A 26,217-nucleotide genomic window follows, 5' to 3' on the forward strand; every position below is an offset into this window, starting at 1 on the left:
AGAGCCGGGGCCCCGGTGTTGGCCATCATGTACATCGGGATGCCGAAGGCCACCGCGAGCAGGCAGCCGACCTGCGCCGGCGGCGCGCTACGGCATCTGCGCCGCCCGCGCCTCGCGGCTTTCGCGGCGGTTGTCGCGGAACGTGTTCACGCGACGGGCGGTGGCGAAGAGGGGGATCGTCGCCGCCATCACGATCTGGAGCGCGCAGCCCATCTGCAGCAGCACCTGGCCGCCGGGCGCGTCGAACGCCCATGCCGCCAGCATGCCCATCGCCGACACGATCCAGCCGAGCATCGCCACCGCGAGGACGCCCCGCGGCTTCGGGTACTCGACCCGGCTCACCATCAGCCACGCCGTGCCGATGATCGCCAGCAGCGTCGGGATGAACGGCAGCTCGAGCAGCACGATCGACACGACCGTGAGCGCACCGAAGGGGCTCGGCATGCCCTGGAACATGCCGTCCTTCATCGTCACGCACGAGAATCTCGCAAGCCTCAGCACCACCGCCAGCAGCACCACGATCGCGGCCACGGCCGAGACCCTCTGCTGGAACGCGTCGCCCGCGACCATTCCGTACACGAGCACGAAGTAGGCCGGGGCCAGACCGAAGCTGATCAGGTCCGAGAGGTTGTCCAGCTCCGCGCCCATCGGGGACGAGCGCAGCTTGCGCGCCACGATGCCGTCGAAGAGGTCGAAGATCGCCGCGCACAGCATCAGGATCACGGCGGTGGCGGCGCTGTTGCGCGCCATGCCGGTCTCGGTGCTGCCCGTCAGGTGCGGGATGAGGATTCCCGTGGTGGTGAAATACACCGCCATGAATCCGCACGTGGCGTTACCGAGCGTGAGGGCGTCCGCTATGGACAGCCTCAACGACAGCGGCATCTCCTCGGCCTCTTCGGCCGCCTCCGCGTCGGCGGCCCAGTCGGCTGCCCGGGTGTCGGGATCAATCACGGTCAATGCGAGTCACCCCCGCGGTCGTGGTCTGACCGACCTCGACGGCGACGTCGACACCTTCCGGAAGGTAGATGTCAACGCGCGACCCGAAGCGGATCAGACCGATGCGCTCACCCTGCTCGACCTTCGTCCCCTGCGGGATGTACGGCACGATGCGGCGGGCCACGGCCCCCGCGATCTGCACCATCTCGATGTCACCGAGCTCGGTGTCGAAGTGCCAGACAACGCGCTCGTTGTTCTCGCTCTCCTTGTTGAACGCCGGGACGAACCCGCCGGGGATGTGCTCGACGGACGTCACCGTGCCGGCCAGCGGCGCGCGGTTGACGTGGACGTTGAGCGGGCTCATGAAGATCGCGACGCGGGTGCGTCCGTCCTTCCACGGCATGATGCTCTGCACCACACCGTCGGCGGGCGAGATGACCCGGCCCTGAGCGATCTCGCGCTCGGGGTCGCGGAAGAACCACAGCATGCCCGCCGCGAGCGCGGTGGTGGGCACGGCGATGGCCGCGGCTCGCCGCGAGCGGCGGGCACGGACCAGGCTGAGTGCGGCGGTGGCGACGGTCGGCAGAAGCCACGGCGATGCTCCGCGCGCGATGCTGACGCGGCCGCGAGGTGCAGAGGTTTGGCTGTGGGGCATGGATGACCTTCGTAGCGGATGATGCCGCGCTGGCAACAGGGGGACGGCGGCTTTTCAAGCGATCGTATCGGTTACGACCCGCAACTGGGAAAGCCGGCAGCCGAGTCGGAGGCCGGAAGATGATGACAGGGTGTGATCATCTTCCGGCCTCAACCGACTCAAAAGCGACAATCAGCCTTGGGACCGGTACTCCTCGAGGAGCCGACGACCGATGATCATTTTCTGGATCTCGGCGGTACCCTCACCGATCAGCAGCATCGGAGCCTCACGGTAGAGGCGCTCGATCTCGTACTCCTTGGAGAAGCCGTAGCCGCCGTGGATACGGAAGGCGTCCTCGACGACTTCCTTGCAGTACTCGGAGGCGAGGTACTTCGCCATCCCTGCCTCCAGGTCGTTTCGTTCCCCGGAGTCCTTTTTGCGAGCTGCGTTCACCATCATCGCATGCGCGGCCTCGACCTTGGTGGCCATCTCGGCCAGCTTGAAGGAAATGGCCTGGTGCTGGGCGATCGGCTTGCCGAAAGTGTGACGCTGCTGGGCATATGACACGCCCAGTTCGAAGGCACGCTGCGCGACGCCGCAACCACGGGCCGCGACGTTCACGCGGCCGACCTCGACGCCGTCCATCATTTGGTAAAACCCTCGGCCGGTGGTCCCGCCGAGTACCCGATTGGCCGGAATGCGCAGTCCGTCCATGATGAGTTCGGTCGTGTCGACGCCCTTGTAACCCATCTTGTCGATCTTCCCGGGGATGGTGAGACCGGGACGGACCTCTCCGAAGCCGGGCTCCTTCTCGACCAGGAAGGTCGTCATCGACTTGTGCGGGGCCGTGCCCTCGGGGTGTCCTTCGTCACTCCGGCACAGAACGGCGACCAGAGTGGACGTTCCGCCGTTCGTCAGCCACATCTTCTGGCCGTTCAGGACGTACTCGTCGCCGTCCTTCACGCCCTTGGACGTGATGGCCGACACGTCCGAACCGAGACCCGGCTCCGACATCGAGAACGCGCCACGCACCTCGCCGAGCGCCATCCGCGGCAGGAAGGTGTCCTTCTGCTCCTGCGTGCCGTGCTGCTTGAGCATGTACGCCACGATGAAGTGCGTGTTGATGATGCCCGAGACGGACATCCAGCCACGGGCGATCTCCTCGACGCACAGTGCGTACGTGAGAAGGGACTCACCCAGGCCGCCGTACTCCTCCGGGATCATCAGCCCGAACAGCCCGAGCTCCTTGAGGCCCTCGACGATCTGCGTCGGGTACTCGTCCTTGTGCTCCAGCTGTGTGGCGACAGGGATGATCTCCTTGTCCACGAAGTCCCGCACCGTGGCCAGGATCTCCTGCTGAACATCGGTCAGACCGTGGGTCTGGGCGAGTCGCGCCATGACTACTTCTCCTGCGCCTTCAGCTCCGGGCGGCCGGGCTGCTCGCCGCCGCGCTCCTTGATGTACGTCTCGGTCGGGACCATCACCTTGCGCCGGAAGACGCAGACGAGCGTGCCGTCCTGCTTGTAGCCCTTGGTCTCGACGTAGACGATCCCGCGGTCCGACTTGGACCTCGACGGGGTCTTGTCGAGGACGGTCGTCTCGCCGTAGATGGTGTCGCCGTGGAACGTCGGCGCCACGTGCCGCAGGGACTCGATCTCCAGGTTGGCGATCGCCTTGCCCGAGACGTCCGGCACGGACATGCCGAGCAGCAGCGAGTAGATGTAGTTGCCGACGACGACGTTCTTGCCGAAATCCGTCGTCTTCTCCGCATAGTTGGTATCCATGTGGAGGGGGTGGTGGTTCATCGTCAGGAGACAGAAGAGGTGGTCGTCGTACTCGGTGACCGTCTTCCCGGGCCAGTGCTTGTAGACGGCCCCGACCTCGAACTCCTCGTAGGTGCGTCCGAACTGCATGGTGATCAGGCCTCCGGGAGCTCGAACTTGGAGGTGCGCTGCATGCCGGCCGCGCGGCCCTTGCCGGAGATGACCAGCGCCATCTTGCGGCTGGCCTCGTCGATCATCTCGTCGCCGAGCATCGCCGAGCCCTTCTTGCCGCCCGCCTCCGACGTGTAGTAGTCGTACGCGTCCAGGATCAGCTCGGCGTGGTCGTAGTCCTCCTGGGAGGGCGAGAAGATCTCGTTGGACGCCTCGACCTGGCCGGGGTGGAGCACCCACTTGCCGTCGAAGCCGAGGGCCGCGGCGCGCCCGGCGACCTCGCGGTAGCCGTCGATGTTGCGGATCTGGAGGTAGGGACCGTCGATCGCCTGGAGATTGTTGGCGCGGGCGGCCATCAGGATCTTCATCAGGATGTAGTGGTAGGCGTCGGCCGGGTAGCCGGGCGGCTGCTCGCCGACGACCAGCGACTTCATGTTGATGGAGGCCATGAAGTCGGCCGGGCCGAAGATGATGGTCTCCACGCGCGGCGAGGCCTGCGCGATGGCGTTCACGTTGTTGAGACCCTGCGCGTTCTCGATCTGCGCCTCGATGCCGATCTTGCCCAGCTCGAAGCCCATCGTCTTCTCGATCTGGGTGAGCAGCAGGTCCAGTGCGACGACCTGCTCGGCGGTCTGCACCTTCGGCAGCATGATGCAGTCGAGGTTCTGGCCGGCGCCCTCGACGACGGTCACGACGTCGCGGTAGGTCCACTCGGTGGTCCAGTCGTTGACGCGCACGACCCGCGTCTTGCCCGTCCAGTCACCTTCGTTGAGGAACTTCACGATGGTGTGCCGGGCCTCCGGCTTGGCCAGCGGCGCGCAGGCGTCCTCCAGGTCCAGGAAGACCTGGTCGGCCGGCAGACCCTGGGCCTTCTCCAGGAAGCGGGGGTTGCTTCCCGGCACCGCGAGACACGAGCGGCGGGGACGAAGCCGGTTCACAGGGTGCACAGGCGTGGTCATGCGGGGACCTCCAGAGGGTCGAGCTTGTTCGCTGTACGGATCTCGTCGACGATACGGCCGATGATCTCCGTGATACCGAAGTCCTTCGGGGTGAATACGGCGGCCACTCCCGCCGCCTTCAGTTCGGCCGCGTCGGCGTTCGGGATGATCCCGCCGACGATCACCGGTATGTCGGTCGCGCCGGCCTCGCGCAGCCGCGCCAGGACGTCCGGCACCAGCTCGGCGTGCGAGCCGGACAGGATCGACAGGCCCACGCAGTGGACGTCCTCCGCGAGGGCGGCGGAGACGATCTGCTCCGGGGTGAGCCGGATGCCCTGGTAGACCACCTCGAACCCGGCGTCGCGGGCCCGCACGGCGATCTGCTCGGCGCCGTTGGAGTGTCCGTCGAGGCCCGGCTTGCCGACCAGCAGCCGCAGCCGGCCGGAGCCGAGCTCGTCCGCGGTGCGCGACACCTTCTCGCGCACGACGGCGAGCGGCGTGCCTGCCTCGGCGGTGACGGCCACCGGGGCGCTGCTGACGCCCGTCGGCGCACGGAACTCGCCGAAGACGTCACGCAGCGCCCAGGCCCACTCGCCGGTCGTGACGCCCGCACGCGCGCACTCGACGGTGGTCGCCATCAGGTTCTCGGTGCCCGCCGCGGCCTTCTTCAGGGCTGCGAGGGCTTCTGCGGCACGGGTCTCGTCACGGTCCGCACGCCACTCGTGCAGCTTCGCCACGACACGGGCCTCGTTGGCCGGGTCGACCGTCATGATCGCCGTGTCGAGGTCCGCGGTGAGCGGGTTCTCCTCGGTGGTCTCGTAGATGTTGACGCCGACGATCTTCTCGTCGCCCGCCTCGATCCGCGCCCGCCGCTCGGCGTGCGAGGAGACCAGCTGCGACTTGAGGTAGCCGGACTCGACGGCCGCCATCGCGCCGCCCATCTCCTGGATCCGGTCGATCTCGGCCAGGCACTCCGTGACGAGCGAGTCGACCTTCGCCTCGATGACGTGCGAGCCCGCGAAGATGTCCTCGTACTCGAGCAGGTCGCTCTCGTGCGCCAGCACCTGCTGGATGCGCAGCGACCACTGCTGGTCCCACGGCCGGGGCAGACCCAGCGCCTCGTTCCAGGCGGGCAGCTGCACGGCACGTGCGCGGGCGTCCTTGGACAGCGTCACGGCCAGCATCTCGAGGACGATGCGCTGGACGTTGTTCTCCGGCTGAGCCTCCGTCAGGCCCAGGGAGTTGACCTGGACGCCGTAGCGGAAACGGCGCTGCTTCTCGTTCTCGATGCCGTACCGCTCGCGGGTGACCTTGTCCCAGATGCGGCCGAAGGCGCGCATCTTGCACATCTCCTCGACGAAGCGGACGCCCGCGTTCACGAAGAACGAGATACGGGCGACCACGTCGCCGAACTTCTCGGCCGGCACCTGGCCCGAGTCGCGGACCGCGTCGAGCACGGCGATCGCGGTGGACATCGCGTACGCGATCTCCTGGACCGGCGTGGCCCCCGCCTCCTGCAGGTGGTAACTGCAGATGTTGATCGGGTTCCACTTGGGGATGTTGGCCACCGTGTACGTGATCATGTCGGTGGTCAGGCGCAGAGAAGGACCGGGCGGGAAGACGTGCGTCCCGCGCGACAGGTACTCCTTGACGATGTCGTTCTGCGTCGTGCCCTGGAGCCTGGTGATGTCCGCACCCTGCTCCTCCGCGACCACCTGGTACAGCGCCAGCAGCCACATGGCGGTGGCGTTGATGGTCATCGAGGTGTTCATCTGCTCCAGGGGGATCTCCTGGAACAGCCGGCGCATGTCGCCCAGATGGGAGACCGGCACGCCGACCCGGCCGACCTCGCCGCGGGCGAGGACGTGGTCGGGGTCGTAACCGGTCTGTGTCGGCAGGTCGAAGGCGACCGACAGTCCCGTCTGCCCCTTGGCGAGGTTGCGCCGGTACAGCTCGTTGGACGCCTCGGCCGTGGAGTGGCCGGCGTACGTCCGCATGAGCCAGGGCCGGTCCTTCTTACGCTCTGTCATTTACCGGCCTCAGACATTCCTGAAGCGGTTGATCGCGTCGAGGTGCTTCTCGCGCATCTCTGGGTCGCGCACACCCAGACCCTCCTGAGGTGCCAGCGCGAGGACGCCGACCTTGCCCTGGTGGAGGTTGCGGTGCACGTCGTACGCGGCCTGGCCGGTGTCCTCGAGGGAGTAGACCTTCGAGAGCGTCGGGTGGATCTTGCCCTTGGCGATGAGGCGGTTGGCCTCCCACGCCTCGCGGTAGTTGGCGAAGTGCGAGCCGATGATGCGCTTGAGCGACATCCACAGGTAGCGGTTGTCGTACTCGTGCATGTAGCCCGAGGTGGAGGCGCAGGTGGTGATGGTGCCGCCCTTGCGGGTGACGTAGACGCTCGCGCCGAAGGTCTCGCGGCCGGGGTGCTCGAAGACGATGTCGATGTCCTCGCCGCCGGTGAACTCGCGGATGCGCTTGCCGAAGCGCTTCCACTCCTTCGGGTCCTGGGTGCGCTCGTCCTTCCAGAACTTGTAGCCCTCGGCGTTGCGGTCGATGATCGCCTCGGCGCCCATCGAGCGGCAGATGTCGGCCTTCTGGTCGCTGGAGACGACACAGATCGGGTTGGCGCCGCCGGCGAGCGCGAACTGCGTGGCGTAGGAGCCGAGTCCGCCGCTGGCGCCCCAGATCAGCACGTTGTCGCCCTGCTTCATGCCGGCGCCGTTGCGGGACACGAGCTGCCGGTAGGCGGTGGAGTTGACGAGGCCCGGGGCCGCCGCCTCCTCCCAGCTGAGGTGCTTGGGCTTCGGCATCAGCTGGTTCGACTTGACCAGGGCGATCTCCGCCAGGCCGCCGAAGTTGGTCTCGAAGCCCCAGATGCGCTGCTCGGGGTCGAGCATCGTGTCGTTGTGGCCGTCGGAGGACTCCAGCTCGACCGACAGGCAGTGGGCGACGACCTCGTCGCCCGGGTTCCAGGCGTTGACGCCCGGGCCGGTGCGCAGGACGACGCCCGCGAGGTCGGAGCCGATGACGTGGTACGGCAGGTCGTGGCGCTTGGTGAGCTCGGACAGCCGTCCGTAGCGCTCCAGGAAGCCGAAGGTCGACACGGGCTCGAAGATCGAGGTCCACACGGAGTTGTAGTTGACCGAGCTCGCCATGACGGCGACGAGGGCCTCACCGGGCCCCAGTTCGGGGACGGGCACGTCGTCGAGGTGGATCGACTTGCGCGGGTCCTTGTCGCGGCTCTCGATGCCGGCGAATATCTCCGCCTCGTCCTTGTGCACGGTGATCGCGCGGTAGGACTCGGGGAGCTTCAGAGCGGCGAAGTCGGCGGACGTGGACTCCGTCGACTGGATCGCGTCCAGGATTTCCTTCACGGTGATGCCTCCGGCGAATGCGATGTCCCCGGCTCGGCGGGACCGAGCGACGAGGAGGCGTCCGTCAGGACGCCGAGGGATACGGCGGGTGGTGCTGCTGCTGTGGAGGTGTGCCGTCGGTTCGGCGGGTGGTGCTGCTGGCGGCGCTGGTGTGGCGCTGAAGGTGCCTGTGACGCAGGCGTCCGGGCGCACAACGCGATCGTTGCGGGGACAGCCGGCGTACGAATGGTCTCTGCACGCCGGCCGCCCGGACAACATCAACGTATGGCACCCCGTGCCAGGTGACAAGACACTGCGTGCCAAAAATTTCTCTCAGATGCAATCCGCCCGACACATCTGAGCGATGATCGATCGAATAGCGGGCCCGAGCAGCACAAACGGCCGCCCCGAGCGGGGCGGCCGTTACCGTACGTGTCCTTGTGGGAGGGGTGCGTGAGGTGGTTCTCGTGGACTCGGGTACCGCCGTACGGGTGAATCTGACGAACGGGCTCAGCTGTCCTTGAGCGCCTGCTCGATGGTGCGCATGACCTCGCTCAGCGGAGCGTCCGTACGGGCCACGGCCACCAGCACCTCGCCGTGTGCGCGGGCCGTCGCGGCGGGCTCCTCGTGCCCCGCGGCATCGGCCATGACGGCCGCGTGCTTGCGACCCGCTCCTATGCCCGTGCCGAAGGTGTCGCGCACGATGGCGAACGCGTGGTCCAGCTGGGCCTCCACGTCGCCCTGCCCGCCGGCCCGGAGCCAGCGGCGCAGCACGTGGTTGTGCGCGGTGACGACCGCGGAGGCCGCCACCTCCGCCAGGAGCGGGTCGTCGTTGCCGTCGTGGTGGTCACGCTCGTCGAAATGGCCCAGCAGATAGCGCGTGAACAGCCGCTCGTAGCGGGCCACCGACGCGATCTCGCGCTCCCGCAGCGTGGGCACCTCGCGGGTCAGCCGGTAGCGCTCGACGGCGACCGCGGGGGAGGAGGCGTACATCCGCATGACCTCCTTGATGCCACGGCACACCGTGTCCAGAGGGTGCTCGTGGGCGGGAGCGGCGTTGAGCACCGCCTCCGCGCGCACCAGGGTGTCGTCGTGGTCCGGGAAGATCGCCTCTTCCTTGGAGCGGAAGTGCCGGAAGAAGGTTCGCCGCGCCACGCCCGCCGCGGCCGCGATCTCGTCGACGGTCGTCGCCTCGTAGCCCTTGGTCGCGAACAACTCCATGGCCGCCGCCGCGAGTTCACGACGCATCTTCAGGCGTTGCGCGGCGGCGCGGGAGCCCGCGGCGCTCTCCGGAGCGTCGGTCGTGGCGCCGGAGCGGCCGGGGCGGCGGGAGGGGTCAGCGGGCTGGGGCATGATCTGAACGTACTGCATTCGAGCAGCTGAATGCGCCCGCGGGTCGGGGCTCGGGTCGCCGGACGCGGGGGGCGGGCCGCCCGGACCGAGCAGCCCGCCCCAGCCGGCGTCGACTTCAGCGCCGGGCATATTCGCGGAAGCCGCGACCCGTCTTGCGGCCGAGGCATCCCGCGGCCACCAGGTGCTCCAGCAGCGGAGCCGGCGCGAGACCCGGGTCGCGGAACTCGCTGTGCAGGACCTTCTCGATCGCGAGGGAGACGTCGAGGCCGACGACGTCGAGAAGTTCGAACGGCCCCATCGGGTAGCCGCCGCCCAGCTTCATCGCGGCGTCGATGTCGTCGAGCGTCGCGTAGTGCTCCTCGACCATCTTGATCGCGTTGTTGAGGTAGGGGAACAGCAGCGCGTTCACGATGAAGCCGGCGCGGTCGCCGCAGTCCACCGGGTGCTTCTTGATCTTGGCGGTGACCTCGCGGACCGTGGCGTGCACGTCGTCGGCGGTGAGGACCGTGCGGACGACCTCGACCAGCTTCATCGCCGGCGCCGGGTTGAAGAAGTGCATCCCGATCACGTCCTGCGGGCGCGAGGTGGCGCGGGCGCAGGCGACGACGGGCAGCGAGGACGTCGTGGTGGCGAGCACCGCGCCCTGCTTGCAGATCTTGTCCAGGGTGGCGAACAGCTGCTGCTTGATCTCCAGGTCCTCAGCCACCGCCTCGACCGCCAGGTCGACGTCGGCGAAGGCGTCCAGCGATCCGGCAGGTGCGATCCTGGCCAGCGTCGCCTCGCGGGCCTCCTCCGTCATACGGCCCTTGGAGACCGACCGGGCCAGCGACTTGCCGATCCGGGCCTTGGCCACCTCCGCCTTCTCCGGGCTGCGGGCGGCGAGCACCACGTCGTAACCGGCCTTGGCGAAGACCTCGGCGATGCCGCTCGCCATGGTGCCCGAGCCGGCCACGCCGACCGAGCGGACCTCGCGGCCCGTGCCCGCCTCTGCGGACGCCCGCGGCGTGAGGGCGTCCGGCACCACCTCCGCGGTACCGGCGGCGGCGTAGGTGTAGAAGCCGCGGCCCGCCTTGCGGCCGGTGAGGCCGGCCTCGCTGAGCTGCTTGAGGATGGGCGCCGGTGCGTGCAGCCGGTCGTGCGACTCCGCGTACATCGCGTCGAGCACGGTACGGGCGGTGTCGATGCCGATCAGGTCGAGCAGTGCGAGCGGTCCCATCGGCAGACCGCAGCCGAGTTTCATCGCGGCGTCGATGTCCTCGCGGGAGGCGTAGCGCGACTCGTACATCGCCGCGGCCTGGTTGAGGTAGCCGAACAGCAGCCCGTCCGCGACGAATCCGGGCCGGTCGCCGACCGCGACGGGCTCCTTGCCGAGTTCGAGGGCGAGCGCGGTGACGGCCTGGACGGCCGCCGGGGCGGTCAGCACGCAGGAGACGACCTCGACGAGCTTCATCGCCGGGGCCGGGTTGAAGAAATGCAGACCGAGCACGCGCTCCGGGTGCTCCGAGTCGGCGGCGAGCCGCGTCACGGAGAGGGCGTTGGTGCCGGTGGCGATGATCGCCTCCGGACGGACGATGGCGTCGAGAGCGCGGAAGACCTGCTGCTTCGCCTCGTACGACTCGGGCACGACCTCGATGACGAGGTCGGCCTCCGCGGCCGCCTGGAGGTCCGAGAAGGTGCGGAAGCGGGCGAGGATGTTGCGGCGCTCCTCCTCGGTGATCCGCTCGCGCTGCACGGCGCGGGCGGTGGAGGCCTCGAGGGCGACGACAGAGGTGCGGGCCGCGGCGTCGCTGACGTCGATGCCGATGACCTCACGGCCTGCGCGGGCGAGGACCTCGGCGATGCCGGTGCCCATGGTGCCGAGGCCGACGACGGCAATGGTGTGGAGAGGGGTGTCCATCAGGGGACTCCAGGGTGAGTGACGACTGATGAGGAGCGCGCGGGGCGGAACGGAGGGAACGCCGAATGCGCGCGGGCCGGACGCCCTGAAGGCGTGCGGCGCGCGGGAAGCGCGTGTCGTGGTGCTGGGCCGACGGGCCGGTCCCGGGCCACGTCGTACTTCGTGCTTCGCGCCCCGAGAACCTCGAAGGCGTCGAAGGCCGAACCGACAACCTCTCGGCGGCTGCGTCACCAGGCCACCGGGAGTCGCGGGGGTAACCCGCTCACTTGAGGTTAACTCGCGGGTAACGAGCGCGCCAGCCCTGGAGCGATGTGATCTGGATCGCCCGACCGGCGCCGCAGGACGGTATCCGCCGATACCCTGCCGGTATGGACGAGGAGTTACGGTCGCTCGCGAGCCGGCTGCGGGACGAATCGGGCGGTGGCCCGGCGTACGAGCGCCTGCTGGTCACCGCCGACCACGACGAACTCGCCGCGGTCCTCAGCGAAAGCCAACGCCCGCTGTGGGCCCGCGAGATCGCCGCCTTCCGCCTCGGCTGCGCCGGCGACCGCCGCGCCTTCGAGTCCCTGGTCCTGCTCCTCAACCACCGCGACCCGGAGCGCTGCGTCTCCGCCGCGCACGCCCTGCTCCTGCTCGCCGACCCCCGCACCCCCCGCGCGGCCGCGGCCCTCGCCACCAACGAACTCCGCGTCGCCTACGCCCTGACCCCGGTCCGCCTCCTGACCCGCCTGCGCGCCCCGGAGTCCGCCCCCGCCCTGATCGCCGTCCTCCGCCGCCGCCTCACCCCCGGCGACCCCCACTGGCGCGTGGCCCTGGCCTGCGTGGAGGGCCTCGGAGCACTGGGTGACCGACGCGCGGCCGACGTCCTGCGCGCGTCCATCCCGCACCCCCGCCTGACAGCGGCGTCCGCGGCGGCCCTGGCCCGACTGGAGTGCTGAGCCCCCGGCCCGCCGCCTGCGGTCCCGCGGATTTTGGTGATCCGCCGTCGTGGCCCGGCGGCGGCGCGTGACCGGAGGTCCGGCGGAGCGCGGCCGGCGACCAGAGGCGCGGCGCGAACCGTGCACGGCTCAGAGCAAGGTCAATTGGGTCGGCTCCGGCGGCGCGGGGGCGGGCGCGGGAGCGGTGGGCGGGCGCCGGTGGTCGCCGCGGTCGGAGGGGCCGATGCCGAACTCCGTGGCCAGTTCGTGCACATGGCGGGTGATCCTGCGCTGGTACCACTTGGGGGCGTACGCGCCCTCGGCGTACAGCCGCTCGTACCGCGCGACCAGGTACGGGTGGTGTTCACGCAGCCACGCCATGAACCACTCGCGGGCGCCGGGCCGCAGATGCAGGACGAGCGGGGTGACCGAGGTGGCGCCCGCCGCGGCGATGGCGCGGACGGTCGCGCGCAGCTGGTCCGGGCTGTCGCCGAGGAAGGGGATCACGGGGGCCATCAGGACGCCGCAGCCGATGCCGTGTTCGGTGAGGGTGCGGACCACGTCCAGGCGTCGCTCGGGGGAGGGGGTGCCCGGTTCGACCGTGCGCCACAGCTCGCGGTCGGTGAAGCCGACGGAGACCGATATGCCGACCTCGGTGACGTCGGCGGCCTGCCGCAGCAGATCCAGGTCGCGCAGGATCAGCGTGCCCTTGGTCAGGATCGAGAACGGATTGGCATGGTCCCGCAGGGCCGAGATGATGCCCGGCATCAGCCGGTACCGGCCTTCCGCCCGCTGGTAGCAGTCGACGTTCGTGCCCATGGCGACATGCGCGCCCTGCCACTGCCGGGAGGCCAGCTGCCGGCGCAGCAGCTCGGAAGCGTTGACCTTGACGACGATCTGGGAGTCGAAGCCGAGGCCGGTGTCGAGGTCCAGATAGCTGTGGGTCTTGCGGGCGAAGCAGTAGACGCAGGCGTGCGTACAGCCCCGGTACGGATTGACCGTCCATTCGAACGGCATCCGTGACGCGCCCGGCACCCGGTTCAGGATCGAGCGGGCGCGGACCTCGTGGAAGGTGATGCCCCTGAACTCGGGTGTGTCGAACGTCCGCGTAGTGACCGCCGAGGTGCCGAACAGGGCGGTCGCCCCGCTTGTGGCGGGGCTGTCGACCAGATTGTCCCAGCGCATGGGGTGCCTCCTCGCTGCCGTGGCACCAGAATAGAACATGTGTTCCCTTGATCGTTGCAACCCCGATTTTGGGGGCCGCGTCTGAGGTGGTTGGCTGGGCCCATTCCCGTCGGAGCGAGTGCTGGAGGAACAGGAATGGCGCAGGTCGAAGCCACTACGGAGCGAATCGTCGCGGCGAACGCGGAAACGGTGTTCGACGCCGTGGCCGACTACGAGGGCACCCGCGCGAAGCTCCTGCCCGAGCACTTCAGCGAGTACGAGGTCCGCGAGGGCGGCGACGGCGAGGGCACTGTCGTCCACTGGAAGCTCCAGGCCACCAGCAAGCGGGTCCGCGACTGTCTGCTCGAGGTCACGGAGCCGACCGACGGCCGGCTGGTGGAGAAGGACCGCAACTCCTCGATGGTCACCACCTGGACCGTCACCCCGGCCGGCGAGGGCACGTGCAAGGTCGTCGTGACCACCGTCTGGAACGGTGCGGGCGGCATCGGTGGCTTCTTCGAGAAGACCTTCGCCCCCAAGGGTCTCGGCCGGATCTACGATGCGGTGCTCGCCAACCTGGCTGCTCACGTGGAGAAGTAACCTCACCGGTTCGAGTGGTCTTTTCCGTGGCCGCGCGGCGCGCCCGGCGCGCGCCGCGTTGCGGGAAAGCCCCTGATGAGCGCCCCAAGTGCGCCCTCTGCGCGGCCTGTTGGGGCCGCACCGGAAGTCCGCCCGGGCAGCCGCCCGACTTGCTCCCTCTTCATGCGCAATGCGAAGAATGGCGCCGCGCAGCGCGACGAGGGGAGCAGACACGTGGGCGGCATCGCCTTGGTGAAGGACGATCAGGCGGCACCGGTCACCGCCGGTCCCGCGGACCCGCCTCCGCCCGCCGTCGAGGCGACCCCCGCCCCGCTCAGCCCGCGCCGCGTACGGCTCGTCTTCATGGGGCTGATGCTCGCGCTGCTGCTCGCCGCGCTCGAGCAGATGATCGTCGCCACCGCACTGCCGAAGATCGTCGGAGAGCTCCAGGGCCTGGACCGGATGCCCTGGGCGATCACCGCCTATCTGCTGACCGCCACCATCGGCCTGCCCGTCTACGGCAAGCTCGGCGATCTCTACGGCCGCAAGGGCGTCTTCCAGTTCGCCATCGTCGTCTTCGTCGTCGGCTCGGCCCTCGCCGGCTGGTCACGCACCATGAACGAACTCATCGCGTTCCGCGCCGTCCAGGGCGTCGGCGCCGGCGGGCTCATGATCGGCGTGCAGGCGATCATCGCCGACATCGTCCCGCCCCGGGAACGCGGCCGGTTCATGGGCCTCATCGGCGCCGCCTTCGGTCTCGCCTCCGTCGCGGGCCCCCTGCTCGGCGGCTTCTTCACCGACCACGCCTCCTGGCGCTGGTGCTTCTACTTCAACGTCCCCTTCGGTCTGGTCACCCTGCTTGTGGTCAGCGTCGTGCTGAAGCTCCCGAAGCCCCGAGTGCCAGGGCGGTTCGACGTCCTCGGTTCGCTGTTCCTCGCCGCCGGCTCCACCTGCCTGGTCCTGCTGACCAGTTGGGGCGGCACGGAGTACGAGTGGGACTCGCGCGTGATCATCGGCCTGGGCGCGGGAGCGGCGGCCAGTACCGTGCTCTTCCTGGTCGTGGAGCGCTTCGCACCCGAACCGGTCATTCCGCTGCGCCTGTTCCGCGACTCCGTCTTCAACATCACCTCTCTCGTCGGCGCGGTCGTCGGCGTCGCCCTCTTCGGCGCCGCGAGCTACCTGCCCACCTTCCTCCAGATGGTCGACGGGGCCAGCGCCACGGAGTCCGGCCTGCTGATGCTCCCGATGATGGGCGGCATCGTCACCGCCTCGATCGTCTCCGGCCAGCTCATCAGCCGCACCGGCCGCTACAAGGTGTACCCGGTGCTCGGCAGCGCGATCTCCGTCGTCGGCATGTGGCTGTTGTCCCGGCTCGAAGTGGACACCCCGCGCCTGGAGTACAGCATCTGGCAGGCCGTGCTCGGCGTGGGTATCGGGCTGGTGATGCCGGTGCTGATCCTCGCCGTGCAGAACGCCGTGCCGCCCGCCGATCTCGGCACCGCCACCAGCGCCAACAACTACTTCCGGCAGATCGGCGGCAGCGTCGGCGCCGCCGTCTTCGGCACGCTCTTCGCCGACCGGCTCACCGACGCGCTGGCCGACCGTCTCCCGTCCGGCACCGGCCTGCCCGACCCCGCCTCCATCACTCCGCAGCTGGTGCACGCCATGCCGCCCGCCGTGCGCGACGGGTACGTCCAGGCCTACGCCGACGCGATGCCGCGGATCTTCCTGTACCTCGTGCCGGTGCTGGTGCTCGGCCTGCTCATCGCCTTCTTCCTCAAGGAGAAACCGCTGGTGTCCCACAACGCGTCCGCCGAGTCCACAGCCGTTCCGCACGCCCGCACCGCGTCCGCCCCCGCGCACGCCGTCTCCCAGCCCACCGTGCCGTATCTCGCGGGGGTGCCCGTCTGCGGCACCGTCCAGCACCACGACGGCAGCAGCGTCCCGCGCGCCGCCCTCACCCTCATCGACGTGCAGGGCACCCAGATCGGCCGCGGCGCGAGCGGCGAGGACGGCCGCTACGCGCTGAGCGTTCCAGGTCCGGGGTCGTACGTGATGATCGCGGCCGCCGGCGGGCACCAGCCGCAGGCCGTCACCGTCACCGTCGGCGAGCGTCCCGTCGAGATGGACGTCGTCCTCGGCGGGGCGGGACGGTTGGCCGGCGTGGTCGTCACGGCGGACGGCAGCCCGGTACGGGACGCCGCCGTCACCCTCACCGACGTACGCGGCGAGGTCGTGGCCACCACCCGCAGCGGGCGGGAAGGCGGCTATGTGATCCCGGACCTCGTCGCGGGGGAGTACACCCTCGCCGCGAGTGCTCCTGCCTTCCGGCCCGCCGCCCATCCCGTGAGCGTCCAGCCGTCCCGCGAGACCCGGCAGGACATCGAGCTGGCCGGCGGAGCCGTGCTGCGCGGCACCGTGCGGGCCGGCGACGGGCGGCCGGTCGACGACGCACGCGTCACGCTGCTGGACGCGGCGGGCAATGTCGTCGACACCCTCACCACCGGGCCGGACGGAACGTTCCGCTTCGTGGACCTCTCCTCCGGCGAGTACACGGTCATCGCGTCCGGCTACCCGCCGGTCGCGACCGTGCTCCAGGTCGCCGGCGGCGGTCGGACGGAGCGCGACCTCCAGCTCGGGCACGCCGACTGACGCCGGGAGGGCAGGCGGCGGAGCGTGAACTCCCCCTCGCCCGAGCCGCGATGGGGGAGGTCGTAGGGTTGCTGCCCATGTGGCCAGGACAGCAGCAGAGCCCGGAAGGCGGGCAGTACCCGCAGTCGTCGCAGCACGCCCGGCCCGGTCCCTACGGGCCGCCTGCCGGCGCGGGCCGGCCGTGGAACATGCCCACACAGCCCGCGGGCACGCCCGCCGTGGTGCGTGAGCGCCGCAGCACGACCACCGTCGTCGCCGTGGTCGTCGCCGCGGCGGTCGTCGCGGCCGCCGCCGTCACCGGGTTCGTGGTCCTCGGCGGTGACGGCGACGACAACGCGCAGCCGCCCGCGCCCACAACGTCCCCGACCGGCCCCGCCACCGACGACGCCCGCGCGGACGCCGGCGAGCAGCCGACCGTGCCGGGCTGGCGGACCGTCAAGAACCCGAAGACCGGCATCGTCTTCGACGTACCGTCCGAGTGGGCCCTCAAGCCGGTCTCCTGGGCGAGCTACGTCGCGGAGGAGAGCGACCCCGAGGAAACACCCCTCGTCGGCTTCTCCGCCCCGGCGATGCTCAAGGAGAAGTGGTGCGTGTCCGACGAGAACCTCGACGGCTCGTTTGAGGAGTCCCAGCTCGGCGCCGCCGGATCCCGCACCGAACGCGGCGCGAGGACGCCGGAGGAAGCCGCCCGCGACAACGCCGCCCTGTGGGTGTACGGCGGCTACACCCAGCCGGACAAGGCCAAGGTGCACAAGGTCGCCGCCGAGGCGTACACCACCGCGTCGGGCATCGAGGGCAGCGTGGCGAGCGCCTTCTCCAAGGGCGTCGAGCCCAAGGGCAGGTGCGACACCGACGGCAAGGCGACCACCTTCGCCTTCAAGGGCCCCGACGGCGACATCCTCTCCTGGACGTTCGTGGGGGCGAAGGGCGTGCAGGAGGAGGTGGCGGACGCGACCGTCAGGAAGATCCTCCGCACCGTCCGCCTCACGGGCGACTGACCGGATCCGCCCCTCGCCCCACGCCGCCGGCGAGGTACACCTGCGGGGCCGGAGTGCAGGCCATGGCCGTCTTCCGGTAGGGTCCGCGCGCGACAGGGCCGTCCGAAGGATCACCGAAATGACCAACAAATCCGTGCCGTTCGACGAGCTGGACCGCAAGATCGTCGCCGCCCTCGTCGCGAACGCGCGGACGAGTTTCACGGAGATCGGCGCCGCGATCGGACTCTCGTCCACGGCCGTCAAACGCCGCGTCGACCGGATGCGTGAGAACGACATCATCACCGGCTTCACCACCACCGTGCGCCCGGCGGCGCTGGGCTGGCGGACCGAGGCGTACGTGGAGGTGTACTGCGACAGCGCCGCCCCGCCCCGGCGGCTCGCCGAGGTCGTGCGCAACCATCCGGAGATCACGGCCGCGATGACGGTGACCGGCGGCGCGGACGCACTGCTGCACGTACGGGCGACGGACGTCGAGCACTTCGAGGAAGTGCTGGAACGCATCAGGTCCGAGCCGTTCATCCGTAAGACGATCAGCTACATGGTTCTGTCGCACCTGCTGACGGGCAGCCCGGAGGCCGGCGCCGGGCGCGCCGCCACCGCGGGTGACGCCGACATGTGACGGCCCCCGATCCGGCCGGGTGGCCCGCCCGGTACCGACGTGGCGCCCCGCGTTAGCGTTCCCGGCATGTCGCCAACAGCCGCAGCAGACCGCCGCCCCGTCACCGCCGACGACCTCGACCGCGCCGTCCAGCTCGCCGTGGCCGCCCTCCGCGCGGTCCCTCCGGCTTCCTGGGACGGCACGGCAGGTTCGCTGGAGTGGACGTGCTGGGAGACGGTCGAGCATCTCGCTGACGATCTCTTCGCGTACGCCGTCCAGCTCGGCCCCCGTACCCCGCCGCAGGACCGCGAGGTGCCGTTCCACTACGAGAGCCGTCGGCCGGGCGGGCCCGCCAACTCCGTCCACGCGAACCGTGCCGCCGGACCCGACGGGCTGCTCCAGGTGCTGGAGGCGAGCGGCGCGCTGCTCGTCGCCGTGGTCCGCACGACAGGCCCGCATGTGCGCTCCCACCATGTCTTCGGGGCCTCGGACCCGGAGGGCTTCGCCGCGATGGGCATCGTGGAAACCCTGATGCACACGCACGACATCGCGGAAGGGCTCGGCCTGGTCTGGGAGCCGCCCGCCGGCATCTGCGCGCGGGTGCTCTCCCGGCTGTTCCCGGGCGCGCCCTCGAACACCGCTCCCTGGCCCGCCCTGCTGTGGTGCACCGGACGCTCCGACCTGCCGGAACGCACCCGCCCGGCCACCTGGCGCTGGTACGGCGCGCCAGTCGAGTAGCCCGAAAGGGTGGTGTGAGCCGGCGGGCGACGCAAAACGCCGCCGAACGGCTCTACGACGCAGCATTCCTGCGTATACACGCAGCACTTGTTCCTTGTCGCCCGAACCTCCCGATTCCTACCGTGGAGGCGTCACCGGTCGTCACCGGTCGTCACCGGCCATCTCAGGAAGCGGGAGGATCCCGGGTGCCACCCAGCCGCGTGCCTCGCACCAGGCGTTACCTGGTCTGCGAACCCCGTTACTTCGACGTGAAGTACGCCATCAATCCGTGGATGAGCGAGAACACAGAGGTCGATCTCGATCTCGCCCGGTCCCAGTGGACCGTACTCGCCGACACCTATCGCGCCCTCGACCACAAGGTCGAGACCGTCGAGCCGCATGCCGAACTGCCCGACATGGTGTTCGCCGCCAACTCGGCCCTCGTTCTCGACGGCAAGGTCTTCGGCTCCCGCTTCCACGCACCGCAGCGCCGGCCTGAGGAAGAGGCGTACGCGGCCTGGTTCAAGGTCGCCGGGTTCGACGTCCACCGGCCCGAGTCCGTGGTCGAGGGAGAGGGCGACCTGGTGCCCGTCGGCGGCTACGTGCTCGCGGGCACCGGCTTCCGCACCTCCGTGGAGGCACACCGCGAGGTGCAGGAGTTCTTCGGCGTACCGGTGATCGGCCTCCAGCTGGTCGACCCGTACTTCTACCACCTCGACACGGCTCTGTTCGTCCTCGACGACGGGCACGAGGACGGGCAGGAGGCGAACATCGCCTACTACCCGGAGGCCTTCTCACCGGGCAGCGCCGCGGTGCTGCGGCGGCTCTTCCCGGATGCCGTCGTCGCCACCCGCGACGACGCCATGGCCTTCGGTCTCAACTCCGTGTCCGACGGCCGGCATGTCGTCGTCGCCCCGCAGGCCGAGGCCCTCGTCGAACAGCTCGCCGCGCACGGCTACGAACCCGTCCCCGTCGACATGTCCGAGTTCCACAAGTCCGGCGGCGGCATCAAGTGCTGCACTCAGGAGATCCGCGCATGACCCTCACCCCCGTACGCACCCAGCGCTCCTCCGAGGAGCTGATCCGCGCCGAGGACACGGCGCTCGCGCACAACTACCACCCGCTGCCCGTCGTCGTCGCCCGCGCGGAAGGCGTATGGGTCGAGGACGTGGAGGGCCGCCGCTATCTCGACATGCTGGCCGGCTACTCGGCGCTCAACTTCGGTCACCGCCACCCGGGCCTCATCGCCGCGGCCCACCGGCAGCTCGACGAGCTGACCCTCACCTCACGCGCCTTCCACAACGACAAGCTCGCCGGCTTCGCCGAGGGCCTCGCCGAACTCACCGGCCTCGAGATGACCCTGCCGATGAACACCGGCGCCGAGGCGGTCGAGAGCGCCGTCAAGGTCGCCCGCAAGTGGGCGTACGAGGTGAAGGGCGTCGCCCCGGACCGGGCGACGATCATCGTGGCCGACGGCAACTTCCACGGCCGCACCACCACCATCGTCAGCTTCTCCACCGACGAGACGGCGCGGGGCGGCTTCGGACCGTTCACCCCCGGCTTCCGTGTCGTCCCGTACAACGACCTGGCCGCGCTCGAGAACGCCATCGACGAGACCACGGCCGCCGTGCTGATCGAGCCGATCCAGGGCGAGGCCGGTGTCCTCATCCCCGACGACGGTTACCTGGCCGGCGTCCGCGACCTGACCCGCCGGGCCGGCTGTCTGTTCGTCGCGGACGAGATCCAGTCCGGTCTCGGCCGCACCGGAACCACCCTCGCCGTGGACCACGAGTCCGTCCGGCCGGACATGCTGCTGCTCGGCAAGGCGCTCGGCGGCGGCATCGTCCCCGTCTCCGCGGTCGTCGCCAGGCGCGACGTTCTCGGAGTGCTGCGCCCCGGCGAGCACGGCTCCACGTTCGGTGGCAACCCGCTGTCCGCGGCGGTCGGTTCGGCCGTGGTCGACCTGCTGGCCACCGGAGAGTTCCAGCGCAGGGCCACCGAGCTGGGCGTGGTGCTGCACGAGGGCCTGGCGGCACTCGTGGGCAAGGGCGTCGTCGGCTTCCGCGCGCGGGGCCTGTGGGCGGGGGTCGACGTGGACCCGGCCATCGGCACCGGCCGGGCCATCAGCGAACGGCTGATGGCCGAAGGCATCCTCGTCAAGGACACCCACGGCTCCACGATCCGCATCGCCCCGCCGCTGACCATCACCCGCGAGGAACTCGAGTCGGCCCTCGCCTCCTTGGAGAAGGTCCTGGGCTGACCACCCGCCTGCCCCGGCCCTCCCGCACCACGGGTCCGGGGCGCGCGTGAACAGGCCCTCCGGTCCACGGCCACGCTGTCGTAAGGTGCACTTCTGGCAGCGTGGCCGAGGCGGAACGGAGAGAGCTGTGAAGATCCTCATCAGCGCCGACATGGAGGGCGCCACGGGGGTGACATGGCCCGCCGACGTGCTGCCCGGCACACCCCAGTGGGAGCGCTGCCGGTCCATGTTCACCTCGGACGTGAACGCGGCCGTCCTCGGGTTCCTCGACGGCGGCGCCGACGAGGTGCTGATCAACGAGGCGCACTGGACCATGCGCAACCTCCTCCTCGACCAACTCGACGAACGCGCCCAGATGCTCACCGGCCGTCACAAGTCGCTGTCCATGGTCGAAGGCGTCCAGCACGGCGACGTCGACGGCATCGCCTTCGTCGGCTACCACACCGGTGCCGGAACGGAAGGCGTCCTCGCCCACACCTACCTCGCGAACTCCATCACGGGCGTCTGGCTGAACGGCGTCCGCGCCAGTGAGGGCCTGCTCAACGCCCGTGTCGTGGCCGAGTACGGGGTCCCCGTCGTCCTCGTCACCGGTGACGACCTGGCCTGCGAGGACGCGCTCGGCTACGCGCCCGGGGCGCTCAAGGTCGCCGTGAAGGACCACGTGTCCCGTTACGCGGCCGTCTGCCGCACCCCCGCCCGCACCGCGGCCGACATCCGGGCCGCGGCGAAGGAGGCCGCCGCCCTCGCCGTACGCCACGAGCCCGTCGACGGCGGTCCCTTCACCGTGGAGGTCGAGTTCGACGCCGAGCATCTCGCCGCCGCCGCCACCGTCGTCCCCTCAGTGGCCAGAGCGCCGGGCGAGCGGCGGGTCGTCTACACCAGCGGGACGATGTACGAGGGCATTCGCACATTCAAGGCGGTCACGACGATCGTGTCCGCCGCCGTGGAGGAGCAGTATGGCTGACGTGACCGAGACCCCCATCGACGCCCGTGCCCTCGACGAGGTGGTGACGTTCACCTCCGAACTCATCCGCATCGACACCACCAACCGGGGCGGCGGCGACTGCCGGGAGCGGCCCGCAGCGGAGTACGTCGCGGAGCGGCTGGTCAACGCCGGACTCGAACCGGTCATGCTGGAGCGCACCCCCGGCCGCACCAACGTGGTGGCCCGCTACGAGGGCTGGGATCCGGGAGCCGACGCGCTGCTCGTCCACGGCCACCTGGACGTCGTCCCCGCGGAGCCCGACGACTGGACCGTGCACCCCTTCTCCGGCGAGGTCCGCGACGGGGTCGTCTGGGGCCGCGGAGCGGTCGACATGAAGAACATGGACGCGATGATCCTGTCGGTCGTCCGCGCGTGGGCCCGGCACGGCATCAGGCCCCGCCGGGACATCGTCATCGCCTACACCGCCGACGAGGAGGCCAGCGCGGCGGACGGCTCGGGCTTTCTCGCCGCCGAGCACCCGGAACTCTTCGAGGGCTGCACCGAAGGCATCAGCGAATCCGGCGCCTACACCTTCCACGCCGGACCCGGCCTGGCCCTGTACCCGGTCGCGGCCGGCGAGCGCGGCACGGCATGGATGAAGCTCACCGCGGACGGCAGGGCCGGACACGGCTCCAAGGTCAACCGGGAGAACGCGGTGACCAGGCTCGCCGCCGCGGTCGCCCGGATCGGCGAGCACCGGTGGCCGGTCCGGCTCACCCCGACCGTCAAGGCGGCGCTGCTCGAGCTCGCCGCGCTGCACGGCATCGACCTGACCGCGGACACCCTGGCGGCCCGCGGGTTCGACGTCGACGAGCTGCTCCACAAGCTCGGCCCGGCCGCCAAGCTCGTCGAGGCGACGGTACGCAACAGCTCCAACCCGACCGTGCTGGAAGCCGGCTACAAGGTCAATGTGATTCCGGGGAACGCCACCGCGTTCGTGGACGGCCGGATCCTTCCCGGCACCGACGACGAGTTCCACGCCACGATGGACGCGCTCACCGGCCCGGACGTCCACTGGGAGTTCGACCACAACGAGATCGCCCTCCAGGCGCCGGTCGACTCCCCGACGTTCGCCAAACTGCGCGCCGCCCTCGAGGCGTTCGACCCCGACGCGCACGTCGTCCCGTTCTGCATGTCGGGGGGCACCGACGCGAAGCAGTTCGCCCGCCTCGGCATCACCGGCTACGGCTTCTCGCCGCTGAAGCTGCCGCCCGGCTTCGACTACCAGGCCCTCTTCCACGGAGTCGACGAACGTGTCCCCGTCGACGCGCTCCACTTCGGTGTCCGGGTCCTCGACCACTATCTGCAGTCCGCCTAGGGGGCGAGCATGGTACCCACCGGCGCCTACGGAACGTGGCCGTCGCCGATCGACGCCGCACTCGCCGCCTCGCACGACGGTCACCCGGAGTATCTCGGCGTGGTCGGCGACGAGGTGTGGTGGACCGCCCCGCGCCCCGCGGAGGGCGGGAGACGCGCCCTGGTGCGGCTGCGGGCAGACGGCGGAGAGGAATCGGTCCTCCCCGCGCCGTGGAACGTGCGCAGCCGGGTCATGGAGTACGGCGGCATGCCGTGGGCCGGCGCCCACCGCGAAGGGCAGGGCCCGCTCGTGGTGTTCGTGCACTTCGCCGACCAGCGGCTGTACGCCTACGAACCCGACGTGCCGGGCGCCGGGCCCCGCCCCCTGACCCCGCTTTCCACGGTCGGTGGCGGACTGCGCTGGGCCGACCCCCAGTTGCGGCCGGAGCGCGGCGAGGTCTGGTGCGTCCTCGAGGAGTTCACCGGGTCGGCGCCCACCGACGTGCGGCGCGTGATCGCCGCCGTACCCCTCGACGGCTCGGCGGCCGAGGACCGGTCGGCGGTACGGGAGCTCAGCGACGACCGGCACCGATTCGTCACCGGGCCGCGGCTCTCGCCCGACGGGACCAGGGCGGCCTGGATCGCCTGGGACCATCCGCGGATGCCGTGGGACGCCACGGTCGTGATGCTCGGCGAGGTCACGGAGCACGGCCCGTTCGCCGCCGTCCGGCCGGTGACCGGGGGGAACGACGAGTCGGTCGCCCAGGTCGAATGGGCCCCGGACGGATCGCTGCTGTTCACCGCCGACCGCACCGGCTGGTGGGAGCTGCAGCGCATCACATCCGACGTACTGGACGGTGAAGCGCGCACCCTGCTGTGCCCGGGCCGCGGCGAGGAGTTCGGCGGCCCGCTGTGGAAAGTCGGCTCCCAGTGGTTCCGGCCGCTGGAGAGCGGACTGATCGCCGCCATCCACGGCACGGGCGCCACCGCGCTCGGCATACTCGACCCGGAGACCGGCGAACTCGTCGACGCCGCGGGGCCGTGGAGCGAATGGACGCCGACGCTCGCCGTGCACGGCGACCGGGTGATCGGTGTCGCGGCCAGCCCGCGCAGCGCCTACGAGATCGTGGAGCTCGACACCCGTACCGGCCATACCCGCGTCATCGGCAGTCCGCACGACGACCCGGTCGACCCGGCGTACTACCCGGAGCCGCAGATCCGGACCTTCACCGGCCCCGACCACCGCGAGATCCACGCCCACATCTACCCGCCGCACAGCCCCGACCGGGTGGCGCCCGACGACGAGCTGCCACCCTACGTGGTGTGGGCACACGGCGGTCCGACCGGCCGGGCGGGGCTCGTACTCGACCTGGAGATCGCGTACTTCACCTCCCGCGGCATCGGCGTCGCGGAGGTCAACTACGGCGGCTCCACCGGCTACGGCCGCGAGTACCGCGAACGGCTGCGCGAACAGTGGGGCGTCGTCGACGTCGAGGACTGCGCGGCCGTAGCCCTGGCGCTGGCCGACGAGGGCACGGCGGACCCGGACCGGCTCGCGATCCGCGGCGGCAGCGCCGGCGGCTGGACCGCGGCCGTCTCCCTCGCCACCACCGACGTGTACGCCTGCGGGACGATCATCTATCCGATCCTCGATCTGCTCTCCTGGGCCACGGGCGAGACGCACGACTTCGAGTCGCAGTACCTCGAGTCGCTGGTCGGCCCGCTCGAAGACGTGCCGGGGCGCTACCGGGACCGCTCGCCGATCACCCACGTGGACCGCATCACCGTCCCCTTCCTGCTGCTGCAGGGCCTGGACGACGTGATCTGCCCTCCCGTGCAGTGCGAGCGGTTCCTCGAGCAGATGGCGGGCCGTCAGGTCGCCCACGCCTACATCGCCTTCGAGGGCGAGGGCCACGGATTCCGCAGGGCCGACACGATGATCCGCGCCCTGGAGGCCGAACTGTCCCTCTACGCGCAGACCTTCGGTATCGACCGCCCCGACGTCCCGCTGCTGGAGCTGAGGAAATGAAGCCACTGACCAGACCGCCGCGGCTGAGGGCAGGGGACCGGGTCGCCGTCGTCGCGCCCAGCGGCCCCGTCCCCGACGAGCGCCTCGACGCCGGACTGGACATTCTGCGCGGCTGGGACCTCGAGCCCGTCGTCATGCCCCATGTACGCGAAACGCACCCGGAACTGGGCTACCTGGCAGGAGCGGACGAGGCCCGCGCCCGCGACCTGACGCAGGCCTGGTGCGACCCGTCGGTGTCCGCCGTGATCTGCGCCCGCGGCGGATACGGCGCCCAGCGCATGGTCGACCTGGCCGACTGGGCTGCGATGCGGGCGGCCGGCCCCAAGGTCTTCGTCGGCTACAGCGACATCACCGCGCTCCACGAGGCCTTCGCCGTACGCATGGGCCTGTCCACGCTGCACGGCCCGATGGTCGGCGCCCTGACCTTCCTGAAGGATGCCGGCACACAGCAGTCGCTGCGGGCCACGCTCTTCGAACCGGAATCGGTGATGTCCCTGGCCGGTCCGGCGAGCGCCCGCACGATGGTGCCCGGCCGGGCGAGCGGCGTCACCTTCGGCGGCTGCCTCAGTCTCCTCGCCGCCGACCTGGGAACACCGCACGGCCGCCCGTCCGGACGGGGCGGGCTGCTGCTCATCGAGGACGTGGGGGAGGAGGACTACCGCCTGGACCGGATCCTCACCCAACTGCTGCGCTCCGGATGGCTGGACGGTGTCGCGGGTGCGGTGCTCGGCTCATGGGCGGAGTGCGGTCCGTACGAGCAGGTGCGGGCGGTGCTGTTCGACCGGCTGGGCGGTCTCGGTGTGCCGGTCGTCGAGGAGTTCGGCTTCGGGCACGGGGAGACGGCGCTGACGATGCCGCTCGGCGTGCCGGCCGTCCTGGACGCGGACGCCCGAACCCTGAAGCTCGCCACCCCGGCACTGGCCTGACGCGGACCGGCGCTCGGGCGCGCCGCTCCGGCGACGCGCCGGCCGGCC

Annotated in this window: 22 protein-coding genes; 12 read left to right on the forward strand and 10 right to left on the reverse strand. The window is 70.4% G+C overall.

From position 1 onward, the window contains the following. Window positions 1-87 precede the first annotated feature (87 nt). From pssA to ABZ070_RS20195, 9 genes are all read right to left on the reverse strand, one after another. Window positions 88-951 (reverse strand): CDP-diacylglycerol--serine O-phosphatidyltransferase, encoded by an 864-nt coding sequence (pssA, locus tag ABZ070_RS20155; protein WP_356635709.1) that lies wholly within the window; start codon window positions 949-951, stop codon window positions 88-90. Then, on the reverse strand, window positions 944-1,591 hold the full coding sequence (locus tag ABZ070_RS20160; protein ID WP_356635670.1) for a phosphatidylserine decarboxylase: 648 nt from the start codon (window positions 1,589-1,591) through the stop codon (window positions 944-946). Before ABZ070_RS20160 ends, pssA begins: the two co-directional genes overlap by 8 nt. A gap of 171 nt (window positions 1,592-1,762) precedes the next feature. Next, window positions 1,763-2,968, reverse strand: coding sequence for an acyl-CoA dehydrogenase family protein (locus ABZ070_RS20165; RefSeq protein WP_356635672.1), 1,206 nt, complete (start codon window positions 2,966-2,968; stop codon window positions 1,763-1,765). Between the two features lie 2 nt (window positions 2,969-2,970). Continuing rightward, window positions 2,971-3,483, reverse strand: coding sequence for a MaoC family dehydratase (locus ABZ070_RS20170; RefSeq protein ID WP_142212904.1), 513 nt, complete (start codon window positions 3,481-3,483; stop codon window positions 2,971-2,973). A 5-nt stretch (window positions 3,484-3,488) separates the two neighbouring features. Then, on the reverse strand, window positions 3,489-4,463 hold the full coding sequence (locus tag ABZ070_RS20175) for a CoA ester lyase (protein WP_356635674.1): 975 nt from the start codon (window positions 4,461-4,463) through the stop codon (window positions 3,489-3,491). Then, a complete protein-coding gene (locus ABZ070_RS20180; protein WP_356635676.1) occupies window positions 4,460-6,472 on the reverse strand; it encodes a protein meaA in 2,013 nt (670 codons plus the stop codon). The genes ABZ070_RS20175 and ABZ070_RS20180 overlap by 4 nt, the downstream gene beginning before the upstream one ends. Window positions 6,473-6,481: 9 nt before the next feature. Beyond that, a complete protein-coding gene (ccrA, locus tag ABZ070_RS20185) occupies window positions 6,482-7,819 on the reverse strand; it encodes a crotonyl-CoA carboxylase/reductase (RefSeq protein WP_356635678.1) in 1,338 nt (445 codons plus the stop codon). A 489-nt stretch (window positions 7,820-8,308) separates the two neighbouring features. Continuing rightward, window positions 8,309-9,169 carry a TetR family transcriptional regulator gene (locus ABZ070_RS20190; protein ID WP_356635680.1) on the reverse strand — a complete coding sequence of 287 codons (861 nt, stop codon included), beginning with the start codon at window positions 9,167-9,169 and terminating at the stop codon, window positions 8,309-8,311. A 97-nt stretch (window positions 9,170-9,266) separates the two neighbouring features. After that, the gene (locus tag ABZ070_RS20195) at window positions 9,267-11,048 is read right to left on the reverse strand and encodes a 3-hydroxybutyryl-CoA dehydrogenase (protein WP_356635683.1); all 1,782 of its coding nucleotides are present in this window, start codon (window positions 11,046-11,048) and stop codon (window positions 9,267-9,269) included. A gap of 368 nt (window positions 11,049-11,416) precedes the next feature. Here ABZ070_RS20195 and ABZ070_RS20200 point away from each other — a divergent pair, with 368 nt between their 5' ends. Next, window positions 11,417-11,986, forward strand: coding sequence for an adenylosuccinate lyase (locus tag ABZ070_RS20200; protein WP_356635685.1), 570 nt, complete (start codon window positions 11,417-11,419; stop codon window positions 11,984-11,986). A gap of 129 nt (window positions 11,987-12,115) precedes the next feature. Here the strand turns inward: ABZ070_RS20200 and ABZ070_RS20205 are convergent, their stop codons facing one another. After that, on the reverse strand, window positions 12,116-13,150 hold the full coding sequence (locus tag ABZ070_RS20205) for an Rv2578c family radical SAM protein (RefSeq protein WP_356635687.1): 1,035 nt from the start codon (window positions 13,148-13,150) through the stop codon (window positions 12,116-12,118). 135 nt (window positions 13,151-13,285) lie between these two features. Between ABZ070_RS20205 and ABZ070_RS20210 the strand changes: the two genes are divergently transcribed. The 11 genes from ABZ070_RS20210 (at window position 13,286) to ABZ070_RS20260 (ending at window position 26,169) form a co-directional block, all read left to right on the forward strand. Beyond that, a complete protein-coding gene (locus ABZ070_RS20210; RefSeq protein WP_356635689.1) occupies window positions 13,286-13,729 on the forward strand; it encodes an SRPBCC family protein in 444 nt (147 codons plus the stop codon). Window positions 13,730-13,942: 213 nt separating this feature from the next. Continuing rightward, window positions 13,943-16,360, forward strand: coding sequence for an MFS transporter (locus ABZ070_RS20215; protein WP_356635711.1), 2,418 nt, complete (start codon window positions 13,943-13,945; stop codon window positions 16,358-16,360). 77 nt (window positions 16,361-16,437) lie between these two features. Continuing rightward, the gene (locus ABZ070_RS20220; RefSeq protein WP_356635691.1) at window positions 16,438-17,358 is read left to right on the forward strand and encodes a hypothetical protein; all 921 of its coding nucleotides are present in this window, start codon (window positions 16,438-16,440) and stop codon (window positions 17,356-17,358) included. Window positions 17,359-17,476: 118 nt separating this feature from the next. Further along, window positions 17,477-17,977: an Lrp/AsnC family transcriptional regulator gene (locus ABZ070_RS20225; RefSeq protein WP_356635693.1), complete on the forward strand. Its 501-nt coding sequence runs from the start codon at window positions 17,477-17,479 to the stop codon at window positions 17,975-17,977. A 66-nt stretch (window positions 17,978-18,043) separates the two neighbouring features. Beyond that, entirely contained in the window at window positions 18,044-18,694 is a 651-nt protein-coding gene (locus tag ABZ070_RS20230; protein ID WP_356635695.1) for a maleylpyruvate isomerase N-terminal domain-containing protein, read from the forward strand. 185 nt (window positions 18,695-18,879) lie between these two features. Continuing rightward, window positions 18,880-19,713, forward strand: a complete 834-nt coding sequence (ddaH, locus tag ABZ070_RS20235) for a dimethylargininase (protein WP_356635697.1) — start codon at window positions 18,880-18,882, stop codon at window positions 19,711-19,713. Then, window positions 19,710-20,933, forward strand: a complete 1,224-nt coding sequence (gene rocD, locus ABZ070_RS20240; RefSeq protein ID WP_356635699.1) for an ornithine--oxo-acid transaminase — start codon at window positions 19,710-19,712, stop codon at window positions 20,931-20,933. The genes ddaH and rocD overlap by 4 nt, the downstream gene beginning before the upstream one ends. A 127-nt stretch (window positions 20,934-21,060) precedes the next feature. Next, window positions 21,061-21,897, forward strand: a complete 837-nt coding sequence (locus ABZ070_RS20245) for a M55 family metallopeptidase (protein WP_356635701.1) — start codon at window positions 21,061-21,063, stop codon at window positions 21,895-21,897. Further along, window positions 21,890-23,236, forward strand: coding sequence for a M20/M25/M40 family metallo-hydrolase (locus tag ABZ070_RS20250; RefSeq protein ID WP_356635703.1), 1,347 nt, complete (start codon window positions 21,890-21,892; stop codon window positions 23,234-23,236). Before ABZ070_RS20245 ends, ABZ070_RS20250 begins: the two co-directional genes overlap by 8 nt. Window positions 23,237-23,245: 9 nt before the next feature. Then, a complete protein-coding gene (locus ABZ070_RS20255) occupies window positions 23,246-25,243 on the forward strand; it encodes an LpqB family beta-propeller domain-containing protein (protein ID WP_356635705.1) in 1,998 nt (665 codons plus the stop codon). Beyond that, window positions 25,240-26,169, forward strand: a complete 930-nt coding sequence (locus ABZ070_RS20260; protein WP_356635707.1) for an LD-carboxypeptidase — start codon at window positions 25,240-25,242, stop codon at window positions 26,167-26,169. The genes ABZ070_RS20255 and ABZ070_RS20260 overlap by 4 nt, the downstream gene beginning before the upstream one ends. Window positions 26,170-26,217 lie beyond the last annotated feature (48 nt).

Origin of the sequence: Streptomyces sp. NPDC006283, from assembly GCF_040613325.1 — a bacterium.
In the GTDB taxonomy this organism is placed as follows: Bacteria; Actinomycetota; Actinomycetes; order Streptomycetales; family Streptomycetaceae; genus Streptomyces.